Source organism: Fibrella aestuarina BUZ 2, assembly GCF_000331105.1.
Lineage (GTDB): Bacteria > Bacteroidota > Bacteroidia > Cytophagales > Spirosomataceae > Fibrella > Fibrella aestuarina.
The window spans coordinates 2,828,240-2,840,315 of the sequence record NC_020054.1; the positions used below are offsets into that span (position 1 = coordinate 2,828,240).

Consider the following 12,076-nt stretch of genomic DNA (forward strand, 5'->3'; position numbering starts at 1 on the left):
GGGTTTTTTGTGTCCTATGGTGAGGGGTTTTGACCCAGCATGTTTGTAGCCGGGGCCGCCCGTGCGGTCCTTTTCCAGACAGACACTCATGACGGGCTTTTCTTTTGCTGGTACCTGGTACCTCGACTATGGCTACGCCGAACGGATGCGGGAGGTAATCCGGCCCCGCCTGGAGGCTGGCAAACACCCTCTGCCCGAATCGCTCCTGCTGGCCAATCAGCACGAAGGGGCCTCGCTCATCCAGCAAATCACGCCGCGCGGGCAGCTGGCCATCACCGCCGGGCTGACGGGTAGTGAACAACGCATTGCCGACTACTTCCGCACCAAAGACGGCATTGGCATCCTGTCGATCAATGGGGCCATGTCGCGCTCGGGGGAACTCTGCTCGTATGGTAACGAAACACTCATGGCCTGGGCCAATATCCTGGGCCGCGATGAGTTTACCCGCGCCATTCTGCTGCGCGTGAACTCACCGGGCGGTACCGTCGACAGCACCAAGGCCTTTGCCGACACAATCCGGGCCGTCGATGCCATCAAGCCAGTAGTGACCTGGACGCCGTTTGCCGCCTCGGCAGCGCTGTTCGTGGCCAGCCAGGGGCGCGAAATCTGGGTGGAAGATCAGCAGGTAGGCGGTATCGGCTCCATTGGCGTGCTGATGGTGCTGACAAACCAGAGTAAGGCACTCGAAAAGCAGGGCATCGAGGTGGAAATCATGCGGGCGGATGGCTCCCAGGACAAAGCCTTGGTGAATGGCGTCGAGCCGATTTCGGACCTCACGCGGGCCGAGTTGCAGACGACCCTTAACGCCTGCCGCTCGGAGTTCGTCGGCTACGTGCGCCGGGGCCGGGCAGGCAAAATCAAGTCCGATGAGGTGTTCACCGGCAAAATGTACCTGCCTAATCAGGCGGTCAAACTGGGCCTGGCTGACGCTAAAGGTACGTTTCAACAGGCCTATCAACGAGCAATTCAACTTTCCAAACAATAATGGCTAAAACCACTAAACCAGTTACGGCGATCATCGCCGCCCTGTTTCCGAAGTCTGAAAAGGCGCTTTCGGAAGCCCTGGGTACCGAACAGTTCAACGCCTTCGCTGAAGACGCGCAGGAAGTACAGGATCGGCTCGACGCCCAGGCCGAGGGTAATCAGGCCGTGGCGAATGATCTGGCCACGGCCAACGCGACGCTGAAGGAAACCCAGGACAAACTCACGGCCTCGGAAACGGCGCTGGAGAAAGCAAACGGCGACCTGACGGCTGCTAACAAGCTGGCTACCGAAGCGCAGGCCAAAGCGGGCCAGTGGGATGCCTATCAGGCCTCGTTGAAAGGCACCAACATGGGCAGCGATACGAGCAACGGTAAGGAGAAGCCAGCCCCTGTCAGCACGATGAGCGATAAGGATCAGAAGATTCTGGAAGACAAGAACCGACTCGCGGCCAAGTATCCCGGTCTGATGGCTGGCCTGCATACGGTCGCCGACGAGGAATAGCCCCAACCGGCTCCAAGCGCCTTTCACCCTCTTTTTTCACATCTTAATTTTTTTGCGACATGTCAGTTGACGTATCCAGACTAGCGGCCAAACTCAAGGAGAATGTAGCCGACTACTCTAAAATTTTTCGCCTCAACCAGTCCAACGGTTTCAATATCAAGCAGGACCGGTTATTTACCCCTTACCAGATTCGGGACAAGGTGCCCCTGATCCGCAGCTCGACCACGTCGATGCTGCAACCGGGCCGTAAGGGTGGTACCCCTAACTTCAAAGGTGGGGTCGAACTGGCGGGCCGTGAGGGTATGCTGCGCCCGTTTCAGGCCAACCTGAAGCTGGATGAGCAGACGCTGTACGCCTGGACTAAAACGTACCTGGCTAAGAAAAAGCCGACCGACTCAAGCGATATCTACAGCTTCGAGGCTATGAACTGGTACATGGAAAACGTGATGGCGCAGTGCCGCAAGGACGCGCTGGGCTTTGTCTACAAGGGCGTCTACAACGCGACCGGTACCAACGCGATCGACATCATGGATGGTCTGAAGCTGAAGTTTACTCAAGGTATCGCCACGACGGGAACGGGTTGGGTTGGCGACATCCCGGTGGCCAACATCGTGACTTCGGCCGCTACGATCAACGCCAGCAACGTGCTGACGGAGTTGCAGAAGCTGGGCCTGCTGTTCTTCGGAGCAATGGACGAGCCGCTGGAGGAAGAGGTGATTATCGCCGTCGATCCGATGCACATCGTCTACATCACCCAGGCGCTGGATTCGCAGCTGAGCAACAACCAGCAGATCGTGTACCGCGAGAATGGTAAGCTGCGGCTGGCGTTCCTGCCAAAATCGTCGATCGAGCCGCGCACGTGGCTGAAAGGTACCGATAAGCAGCTGCTGACGCTGCCGGGCAACCTGGCGGTGATGGGGCCAGAAGACACGACCGAGGACATTCCCTCGATCCAGATCGAATCGGCGGATCGTAACCTCAAACTCTTCCTGGACGGGGAACTGGGCATCGACTACGCCGATGGCCGGGTACTGTTCATGAACGATAAGTAAGCGGTCCAACGATCGGCAGTCTGAGTCACAGCTAGGATGTTCATCACAGATGTTCACCGCTTTTTTACTTCACCTTTTTCTCTCTTTTGACAATGAAGAATTTACGGCTTATCGGTTCGTTTCTCTTCGCGCTGGTAATGGTTGCCAGCGCCGTTTTTCCCGCTGATGTGCAGGCGATGGTACCCGTGAGTCTGCACGACTTCATGTTCTCGGCTGATCCGATCGTCTGCGGCGCAGCTGGCGCAGTATTCACCGGCATCAGCCGCAAAGTACGCGGAGTGGCCAACATCGGCGGTATCACCAAAATGGTACTGTTTGCCGATACGGACCTTACCACCGACTGGCCCCTGCAAAAGGACATTACGGCGGGTGTTCTCTCGACCCCACCCCCGGTAGCCGCTGGGGTAGTTGGTGCGGTGCTGACCTTCGATACGAATACTGGCCGGGCCAAATCCGCCCGGAAAGGGGACCTGGGCTATCAGACTGTCGACGTGGACGGAGAGGGCAAGTTTGCCGGTTACGAGGCGGCGCAGATCGATGCGCTGGATAAAACCTTGAATAGCGGCGGGGTGGCCATCATCTACTACAAAAACGGCGATCGGTCGGTATACGGCACCAAGCTGGAGCCGTTGACCTTCGAGGATGCGAGCGATACCGGTGCTAAGGGCGACGATAAGCTCCAACTCGACTTCAAGTTCAAAGGGTCGGGCTACGCCTTCCACCCGCCCCTGCTGGGCCCCACGGTGGTCGTGCCCCTGCCGGCTTAACAGGTACGTACCTAAACCGGGCCTCTCTCGTCAGGACGGTACGCCGCCGCGGAGGGGCCTTTTTTTATGGCTAAACGCAGTAAACTCCCAATCAACGTGTATCAGGTCAAAGACGAATTCGCGGGCAAGATCAAGCTCGAAACGGGCGAGGGCGAAACGCTGCTCGACCACAACACGCCCCAGTTGGCGCTGGCCACTCTGTATGAGGGCTCAGATTTGGCGAAGGGTTATATTGAACTGGTAGCTTCCCCTGAAGCTGCCCAATAAAAACAGCTCATGTACAACTTAGACAGCAACAAAATTGACGGCGTGCTCAAGAGCCTGGGCAACGCGGGCAAAAACGCGGTGGCGGCGCTCAACGCCATGACTAATGGCGAGTTCAAAGGCTCGGCGCTGGAAACTGACCCGCTGGGGAATCTGGGCTACATCGTGCGAACGCTGCAAAACGCGAAGGATCAGGCGGCTATTAATGCCCAATTTGCGGGCAAGACCCCGGAGGAGATCACGGCCATTCAGGAGCAGGCACGAGCCGACGAACAGGCGGCGATCCAAGCCAAATTCAACGAGCAGCTGGCCGAGATGACGAAGGAGCCAGAGCCTGAACCCGAACCCGACGAGGAGGGTGCTGGTAGCGAGGATGACCCGAACCAGCCCCAGAATTAACCCCGTCAGCGAAAGCCTAGCCCTTGACCCGGCTGGGCTTTTTCGTATGTTTGTGCCGCTAACTTTCAGTTTTTCTCGATGACCAACCGGCGTGACCCAAGACACGTCGGTTGGCACGTCGTTGTGAGTACGACACGGTCATCGAGAGATGAAAGTTAGCAGTGACCAACCGGCTCCCATATGCCCATTCCAGCGCCCGAAGGGTTTACCGACCTGCGTGTTCATCTGCACGAGGCGGGCGTGGATGCGGCTCATTTAAGCTTCGTGCTGGAGCGTTATCTGGAGCTACCCGCCAACAAACCGCCAAGCGATTGGTTTACCGACGTACAGGCCGAGCACCAGGCCTGGGCCTACCGAGAAGCGGTCGGGACCTTCCAACAACTGATCGTCGACAAGCCCGATGATGGCAATGGTGACGATGACGAGGCCTAATGCCCGTCCTACCCTCACCCGAAAAGGTGGGGGTTTTTTGTTGGCATGAATCTTCAGGACCTCATTCGCCAGCAAAAAGCCACCGTACAAATGCTAGAATCGCTCGTAGGGGCGCGACGAGCATCCCAGATGGAGCTAGATGGGGCAAAGGCGCGTTTGGCCGATCTGGAGGCACAGAGAGACTTTAAACCCCTTCCTTCAGCATCGCCGCGAGTTGACCAGCCGCAGGCCTATGCGCCTGAACTGGAAGGGCCGACCCTGAGCGGTGATGAGTACGCTCGACTCCAGGCCGAGATGTCCGCCGACGCTGACAGGTTGAACCGGAAAATGGCCGGCCTCAGCAACCAGTTGTACCAGGTACCTGACGGCGTGGCTTGCCCGGAACTGACCGGCCCAATTCTGGACCTCAAAGCGCAAATCGAGGCGATCTGGGACCGCAAACGCTACTTGGAGCGTAACCGGCGGTTACCCGAAGAAAAGGCCGAAGCCAGCCACGATGCCGGGCTGCCGCAGCTGCCGGGTGATGATCCTGAACGCTACCAGCTGGCCTACCAAAAGCGGCGGCTGATCGATCAGAAATCGAAGCTGAAGAAAAAGCTGGCCAACCCAAAAGCTAAACTAGGCAAGCGGGCCGAGTGGGAACGCGAACTGGCCGAATGTGAGCTGAAGATTCAGGAAATGGACTTTAAACTGAGTTAGTCAACGTAGTTAGCACCCATGTTAGAGAAATTAGCCTGGACAACGCAGCAACGCAAGGTTGTTGATCTGTTGCCCTACGAGTACAACCCGCGCAAGATGACGGCCCAGCAGAGCCGCAAGCTGCGCGAGAGCCTGGAGAAGTTTGGGCTGGTTGAGATCCCGGTCATCAATGCCGATGGCGTCCTGCTGGCCGGCCACCAGCGTTGCAAAGCGATGGTGGCGCTGGGGCGGGGTGATGAACTGGTCGACGTGCGCGTACCGAACCGGCAGCTGACCGATGCCGAGTTCAAGGAATACAACGTGGCCAGCAATGCCATCAAAGGGGATTGGGTCGACGAACTGCTGCGGGAGCATTTCGCGGAGGTCGATCTGGCTGATTTCGGCATTAGCCTGGCGGATATGGAGCAACTGCACGAGCAGACCAGCACCAAAGCCGACGTACCTGAACTGCCGATCGTGGCCAAGTTCTCGGAGCAGTACAGCGCGGTCGTGATCATCTGTACGAACGCCATCGACGCCAACCACGTGGCGGAGGTATTGCAGCTAGAACAGGCTAAAAGCTACAAATCAGACCGGGTAGGCCGTACCAGCGTCATTCACGCCAAACAGTTCATCGACGCATGGAAAGCTGCAAAATCGTAATTCCGAGCCACAAGCGGGCCACGCGGGTACGGACCACTGCCGTCGTCGAGAACACGATCATCTGCGTACCGGACGCCCAGGCCGACGACTATCAGCGTAATAATCCGGGCTGCGAGATTGTCACACACCCCGACTCAGTAATTGGGCTGGCCCGAAAGCGCGACTGGATCATCAAACACTTTGGTTCGGTCTTCATGCTCGACGATGACATTGCGTCGATGCAGCGGGTGTATACGGAGCCGGGGGAAAAGTCGCAGGTAGACCCAGCGACAGCTTACGCGCTGATCCAGGCTACGGCTGATGCCTGTCGGCAGGCCGGGGCGTTCCTGTTTTCCTTCAGCCACGTACCCGCTCCGGTGCTATACAACCCGATGGGGCCGATTGATCTGGCCGGCTATCATACCGGCTGCGCGCATGGTGTACTGTCAGGATCGAAGCTGTGGTATAGCCCGGAGATTCGGGTCAACGAGGATTACTGGATTAGCTGTTTGAACGCATACGAACACCGGCTCAGCTGGAAGGATACGCGGTTCTACTTTGCCCAGAAGGACACATTTGTCAATCCGGGCGGGCTGTCGGAGTTTCGGAACGTGGAGGCTGAGGAAGCTGATTTTAAGCTGCTGCAGCGCGTATTTGGGTCCGACATTATTACGTTGAAAAAGTCGAGTGCGAAAAGCAAGCTCAAGCATCCATTTCAGAAAACCTTAAAACTTCCATTCTAGCCATGATTTTTTAGGGGTTTGAGACTGCAAACTCTCTGGTCTGCATCGGGTTATAGAGACTTAAAGGTTACGCTATGCAGACGAATCGGTACAATGTTGGGCGAGGCCTGGGCGGCTGGTATGTAGAAGATGAGGCTAATCAGTCTATTGTTGGCTATTTTCCGACTCGGGAGGCGGCAGTAATCTACGCTACTAAAAAAGCAAAGCTTAGTGAGTTGGTTGGCTTAGCCACCCCTGTGAGGCGGCTCCATCCAATACGATAAGGAAGCCCGCTCAACTTGAGCGGGCTTCCTTATTTTAGTAAAGCACAGAGGATTTTATTGGAAAAAGTAAGGAATGATAAATTGTTAATCCGTTCTGCTGGGAGAATATACAGGGGATGTTCAACCCCAATATATCTCAGAAAATGGAAGCGCAAGCACCGCAGCGGCGGACCGCCCAGACCCCGCCCCGCAGAAACCGGGATCGGTTCATGACCACCACCGGCAAAAGCGAAGCCGATTACAATGCATGGGCTAGCCAGGTAGGCCGCCAGATGCACATTAACAACCTCGACCGGTTGATTTGCGCCCAGCTGGGCATCTACACGGTGGCGCACCTGGCTCAGCTGCCCACCCTGCTCCCGGAAGGCGTGGAGAGTGAAGCGCAGGAAACGAGTTATCTGCTCGAGAACTCGGTCAACCCCCTGGAACTGGCCCGCCTGTGGCAGCGCGTTCGCATCGATGCGACGATGTACCTGTCTGCTGAAACGGTCCTCAACGAGTACCTGCGGCCTTTCCCCAAAGACAACTTCGAGCGCTGGGGCGATCGCAACCACCTGGGCGACGTATCGAAAAGCTGGTTCAAAAAGACCGGGATCGAGTTGGATGTGCAGCTACAGGAAATCAACGAGGTGGCACCCATCCCGGTCACGATGGAGGACGCTATTGAGTTCGTCAAAAGCTGGAAGCCGGGCGGGTTCGTCTCGCCGCTCCAGTGGCAGCTGACTCACATCGAAAGCCGGTTTCAGGGGCTGACCACCTTCCGCATCAAGGACTACTACGCCGAGCACCTGCTGAAGATGACCCAGCTTGTTCACCCGGCCCTGACCGATACCGTTCCCTTCTGATCACCACGCCCCGTCACTCGACGGGGCTTTTTCATTTACTGCCATGCCGAAATCAACCGACGTGCCGCACGAGCTGCGGGCGCTCAATAAGGTATTTTCTACAAACGACTACAAATGGGATTACGCGGACTCCTTCCGCGATTGGGTCGACTTTCTGGTGGAGGCCTTCATGCCGGTCCGTCAGACGGATCGCCGCCCGAGCGAATGCGAGCGGCTGAAGCAGAAGCACGGTTCGCTCGACTGGTTCACCGATATGACCCGCGAATGGTTGCTGGTGCAGCAACAGATGATCGTCGGGGATGGTCCGGGCGACTGGTACGATGCGCTGGGTACGTTCTACGAGGTCATTGCGCCCAACTCCAAAAAGGGCGTTTTGGGTCAATTCTTCACGCCCCCGGAGGTCTGCGATATGATGACCATTATGACGGGCTTCACGCCCGATCTGAAGGGGAAGGGCTTCAGCATCCAGGACCCATGCAGCGGCTCCGGGCGGATGTTGCTGGCGGCTCATACCTCGGCTCCGGGCAACTACCAGTACGCCGCCGACCTGGACCGCATTTGCGCCAAGATGTCGGCCGTCAATATGTGCATACATGGCTGCGTGGGGCAGGCGGTATGCATGAACTCCCTGACGCCCGATGACTGGTTTTTCGGCTACAACATCAACCCGCGCCTGAACCGTACAGGCTGTCCGAGCATCGAGCCGATCACCAAAGAGCAGTGCCGGGCGTGGCGCTTATGGCAGGCTGAAAAGGCTGCCTGGGAGGAAAAAAAGCGCGTCGACCCGAAAGCGCCGGCACCCGTACCACCCGCGGCTAAATCGGTCCAGATGGGGCAACTGAGCCTGTTTTAGGGCTGAAAAAAAACGAAAAATATTTCAGGATTGACGAATTGTATAACCGATCTGCTGGGAGAATATACAGAGGTAGTCGAGACACATAATCCCCTGACTACGAAGCTAAAATGTTCACGTTCACAATTCATTTCCAAGAGGTCAACGGCCCCAATGGTAGCACCAAAATCCAGTGTAATCTCATTCAAACGGCCATCGCCCTATTCGAGCAGGAGTACCCTACTGCCATCATCCTACACGTTAACACCAGCCTAAACCGCCCCTACTAAGATGTACATCCGCAAGCCCCGGAAATTTGAGAACCCGAAAATGACCAAGAAGAAAACGCTGCTGCGGCACGTGATGAGGGAGGCGCATCGCCTGTGGAAGAAACGCATCTGGCTGTTCTTCGGTGAATGCCTGCGTGATGCGTGGATGAACATCCGATCGGGGATGCGGAAGAAAACGATCAACGTGGCTCAGGTGAGCCTGTTCTAAACAAATGAGGGCCGGTGCTTACGACACCGGCCCTCAGTCTAAGCTAGGATGTTCACTTCCAATTCAGACGATGCAAAGTAAACGAAAAATCGGCGCAATGACGCGCAAAAATGCCCGCCGCCAATTGGTGTGGTTCCCAGCCCTGCAACTGGCTGGCCAGTGGATGACCCAGGCCGGGTTTGAGATCGGCCAACAGGTCGTGGTAACAATCGAAAACGGTAAAATCATCATCCATCAATTTGAGCTATGAGCAAGTACGAGATAAAGACAAAGAAGGGGTACGATTTCTACGAGGTCAGCAGTGCCATGCAAAAGTGCATCCGTCGGGATCGGGAGCAGGAAGCGCTATTCTGGGCGGTGGAGCTATACGATTCGGGGTTCGTGGAATACGCCTGGAAGCGGCTGCGGATCATGTGCAGCGAAGATATTGGGCTGGCTGAGCCGGGAATGCCCGCGCAGATTTGGGCGCTCTACCGGATGCATCAGGAACAGGCCAAAAAGAAGGAGGACAAAAACGAGCCTCAGCGGCTGTTTCTGACGCACGCGGTGCTGCTGCTGTGCCGCGCCAGAAAGTCGCGTATGATCGACTGGACGCTTATCTGGGCATGGCTCACCCACCCCTTCAGGATGCTGGAGATACCTGACTTCGCGCTCGACAAGCACAATGAGCGTGGTCGAAAGCTCAAACGCAGCTGGGCGCATTTCTTTGACGAGGGAACGCAGCTGCATCCGCATCACGACGTGGACGGTGAGTCGGAAATGCGGATGAATGCCATGAAAGCCATCAGCAATCCGAGCGGACAGAGCCTGTTTGCCGATGCTGGCGAGTCGGTCTAACGTCCTACCCTGCTAACGAGGTACCTGTCAATTTTGGCAGGTACCTCGTTTTTTTATGCTGCCCGTCCCTTCTCCCCAACTACCCGACAAGTCCAGCGACCAAAAAAAGGCCGAAAAGCTCGACAAGTTCCGGGATCACTTGCTGCACCAGACGCACCTGACGCCCAAAGAGGAATTGATGCTAGAGAAGTATCGCAAAGCCTTTGCCTGGCGCTGCAAGCTGTTCTCGCCCCAGCAGTGCGTCTCGATGCTCATGCAGGAATACAGTATCAAGTACTCGCAGGCCTACCAGATCATGAGCGAGTCGACCAAACTCTACGGCAAAGTGGAGGACATCGACAAAGCCGGTACCACCAAAATCCTGATTGAAACGCTGTACGTGGCCATGAGCCTGGCCGTGAAAGACAAGAACGCCGAGGCCATCATTGCCGCCACCCGCGAGATTGCCAAGCTCACCAAGCTGCACGTCGACGAGATCCCGATGTCGATCGACGAGCTAATGCCCGCGCGGGTCGCCAAATACGTGCAGAACAATGTCACGGTAAACAACTACGGCCCGGAGAGCCCAACCAATGAGTAAGGAGGCGATCATCCGGCTCAACTCGAAGCAGCTGCTGTTTCATCAGTCCGTAACGGGTAACCAGGCTGATTTTGTCAAGAACGGGCAGGCCTACCAAAGTGGCTTTCGGGCTACGTTCCAGGGTGGGCGGGCGTCAGGAAAAAGCAGGGTCCTCCAGCACCTGATTGCCGAATCGGCCTTTCAGCTGCCCCGCGCGAAAGCAGGCCTGGCGGGCCTGACCTTCCGGCAGGTGCAGGACATCATTCTTAGCCAGGCATCGGCTGTATTTGAAGAACACGGCCTGTACGAGTACAACTCTAAAACCGGGTTCGGGCAGTACGTAATCAACCGCCGCCCGCCCGATCACTGGCGCAATGCGCTCAACACGGTGCGGACCTACGATAACTGCCTGGTCTTTGCCAACGGCTACACCGTGCAGTTTGTCTCAGCCGATCGGCCCGAAACCATTCGGGGTGCCAACTTCGATCAGCTGTACATCGACGAGAGCGCCACCATCAAGGAGGAGTTTTACAACAAGGTGCTGCGGCCCACAGTGCGGGCCAACAAATCCATCTACCGCGATCCCCGTCCCGGCCGCAAAGGCTTCAACCACCCGCTGCACTGGCTCATTACGGACTACACCAGTGTACCCTGGACGCCCCAGGGTAACTGGATATTCAAGACCGAGGAGCTGATGCCCCAGAATCCCAGTAAGTACTTCTTCATGCAGTCGACGGCCTACGATAACCTGGACTTTCTGCCGGGCTCCTTCATCGAGGATCAGCGCGAGGCCTGCGGTGACGAGCTAACGTTTAATATGGAGATCCTGAACCAACGCCTCACAACGGTAGGGCGGGGCTTTTACCATGCCCTGGATACCGCTAGGCACGTCTACAATGAGGGCTATGGCTACCAGTTCGACGAGGAGAAGCGGCTGTATGTCTCGGACCGTACCGACTACGATCCAACTAAAGAACTGGACACCTCATGGGATTTTAACGCGGCCTTTACTTCCCTGATCGTGGGACAGGACCATCGCTCGGAATACCGGCTGGTCGATGAACTATGGGTAACCAATGCTACGGAAACCCTCGTGGAGAAACTGGCTACCACCTTTGCCGATAAGTACCAGGCTCACAAAAAGAAAGTGGTCAACATCTATGGCGACAACGGTGGCAATAAGAACGACCCTGGCCGAACGCGCACCTACTTTCAATTAGTCAAGGCTACACTCAAAGCCAAAGGCTGGACCGTTATTGATAAGGTTCAATCATCTTATCCTTCGTATCCTGTTCGGTATCGTGTTATCAATGGCTTGCTCCAGGAAACCAACACACGCATCCCCAAGATCAGGATCAACCACACCCGTTGTAAGTCCCTGCTGATTAGCCTACAGTCAGCCCCTGTGGATGGCAGCACATACCAGAAGATCAAAGCCTCGGAGCAGAACAAAGCCTTGCCGCAGCAGTATGCGACGCACCTGAGCGACTGCTTCGATTATCTGCTGTATAAGCGCTTCGGCCAATACGTCACCAGCGGCGGCAACCGTCAGGGCGGTATCACCATCCGCTAAGGCCAACTCAGCCCGGAACGCTCATCCCATCGGCCACTGCCCAGCGCCACCCCGCGCCAGGCAGTGGCCGACGTGTATGGCGTGTATCGTTACCCCGCCCCACACGCCCGGCATATATTCATTTTTTCGTTTTGGCGATCGCCTGTTTCGCTACAGCGCGGGCCTGCGAAGTGAGACAACCGGAAAAAGTAGCCCCGGTTTTGGGTG

At 56.6% G+C, this 12,076-nt stretch carries 18 protein-coding genes; all 18 read left to right on the forward strand.

Going from position 1 to position 12,076, the window contains the following annotated elements; all coding sequences use genetic code 11:
• Window positions 1-88: 88 nt before the first annotated feature.
• The gene (locus tag FAES_RS11560; protein WP_015331392.1) at window positions 89-985 is read left to right on the forward strand and encodes a S49 family peptidase; all 897 of its coding nucleotides are present in this window, start codon (window positions 89-91) and stop codon (window positions 983-985) included.
• On the forward strand, window positions 985-1,485 hold the full coding sequence (locus tag FAES_RS11565; protein WP_015331393.1) for a hypothetical protein: 501 nt from the start codon (window positions 985-987) through the stop codon (window positions 1,483-1,485). The genes FAES_RS11560 and FAES_RS11565 overlap by 1 nt, the downstream gene beginning before the upstream one ends.
• Window positions 1,486-1,544: 59 nt before the next feature.
• On the forward strand, window positions 1,545-2,537 hold the full coding sequence (locus FAES_RS11570) for a hypothetical protein (RefSeq protein ID WP_015331394.1): 993 nt from the start codon (window positions 1,545-1,547) through the stop codon (window positions 2,535-2,537).
• Between the two features lie 92 nt (window positions 2,538-2,629).
• Complete coding sequence (locus tag FAES_RS11575) at window positions 2,630-3,304, forward strand: hypothetical protein (RefSeq protein WP_015331395.1); 675 nt, start codon at window positions 2,630-2,632, stop codon at window positions 3,302-3,304.
• 66 nt (window positions 3,305-3,370) lie between these two features.
• Complete coding sequence (locus FAES_RS30025; protein WP_015331396.1) at window positions 3,371-3,571, forward strand: hypothetical protein; 201 nt, start codon at window positions 3,371-3,373, stop codon at window positions 3,569-3,571.
• Between the two features lie 9 nt (window positions 3,572-3,580).
• Entirely contained in the window at window positions 3,581-3,967 is a 387-nt protein-coding gene (locus FAES_RS11580) for a hypothetical protein (protein ID WP_015331397.1), read from the forward strand.
• A gap of 180 nt (window positions 3,968-4,147) precedes the next feature.
• Window positions 4,148-4,399: a hypothetical protein gene (locus FAES_RS11585; RefSeq protein WP_015331398.1), complete on the forward strand. Its 252-nt coding sequence runs from the start codon at window positions 4,148-4,150 to the stop codon at window positions 4,397-4,399.
• A 45-nt stretch (window positions 4,400-4,444) separates the two neighbouring features.
• Entirely contained in the window at window positions 4,445-5,098 is a 654-nt protein-coding gene (locus FAES_RS11590) for a hypothetical protein (RefSeq protein WP_015331399.1), read from the forward strand.
• An 18-nt stretch (window positions 5,099-5,116) separates the two neighbouring features.
• Complete coding sequence (locus FAES_RS11595) at window positions 5,117-5,740, forward strand: ParB N-terminal domain-containing protein (RefSeq protein ID WP_015331400.1); 624 nt, start codon at window positions 5,117-5,119, stop codon at window positions 5,738-5,740.
• The gene (locus FAES_RS11600) at window positions 5,719-6,462 is read left to right on the forward strand and encodes a GREB1-related protein (protein WP_015331401.1); all 744 of its coding nucleotides are present in this window, start codon (window positions 5,719-5,721) and stop codon (window positions 6,460-6,462) included. Before FAES_RS11595 ends, FAES_RS11600 begins: the two co-directional genes overlap by 22 nt.
• Before the next feature lie 406 nt (window positions 6,463-6,868).
• Window positions 6,869-7,570: a hypothetical protein gene (locus tag FAES_RS11605; protein WP_148289347.1), complete on the forward strand. Its 702-nt coding sequence runs from the start codon at window positions 6,869-6,871 to the stop codon at window positions 7,568-7,570.
• 43 nt (window positions 7,571-7,613) lie between these two features.
• Window positions 7,614-8,423, forward strand: a complete 810-nt coding sequence (locus tag FAES_RS11610; RefSeq protein WP_015331403.1) for an N-6 DNA methylase — start codon at window positions 7,614-7,616, stop codon at window positions 8,421-8,423.
• A 110-nt stretch (window positions 8,424-8,533) separates the two neighbouring features.
• Window positions 8,534-8,692: a hypothetical protein gene (locus FAES_RS30370; protein WP_158408770.1), complete on the forward strand. Its 159-nt coding sequence runs from the start codon at window positions 8,534-8,536 to the stop codon at window positions 8,690-8,692.
• A 1-nt stretch (window position 8,693) separates the two neighbouring features.
• Window positions 8,694-8,900 (forward strand): hypothetical protein, encoded by a 207-nt coding sequence (locus FAES_RS11615; protein WP_015331404.1) that lies wholly within the window; start codon window positions 8,694-8,696, stop codon window positions 8,898-8,900.
• 70 nt (window positions 8,901-8,970) lie between these two features.
• The gene (locus FAES_RS29575; RefSeq protein WP_158408771.1) at window positions 8,971-9,150 is read left to right on the forward strand and encodes a SymE family type I addiction module toxin; all 180 of its coding nucleotides are present in this window, start codon (window positions 8,971-8,973) and stop codon (window positions 9,148-9,150) included.
• Window positions 9,147-9,737, forward strand: a complete 591-nt coding sequence (locus tag FAES_RS11620) for an AAA family ATPase (protein WP_015331406.1) — start codon at window positions 9,147-9,149, stop codon at window positions 9,735-9,737. Before FAES_RS29575 ends, FAES_RS11620 begins: the two co-directional genes overlap by 4 nt.
• A gap of 55 nt (window positions 9,738-9,792) precedes the next feature.
• A complete protein-coding gene (locus FAES_RS11625; protein WP_015331407.1) occupies window positions 9,793-10,317 on the forward strand; it encodes a hypothetical protein in 525 nt (174 codons plus the stop codon).
• Entirely contained in the window at window positions 10,310-11,869 is a 1,560-nt protein-coding gene (locus FAES_RS11630) for a terminase large subunit domain-containing protein (RefSeq protein ID WP_015331408.1), read from the forward strand. Before FAES_RS11625 ends, FAES_RS11630 begins: the two co-directional genes overlap by 8 nt.
• Window positions 11,870-12,076 lie beyond the last annotated feature (207 nt).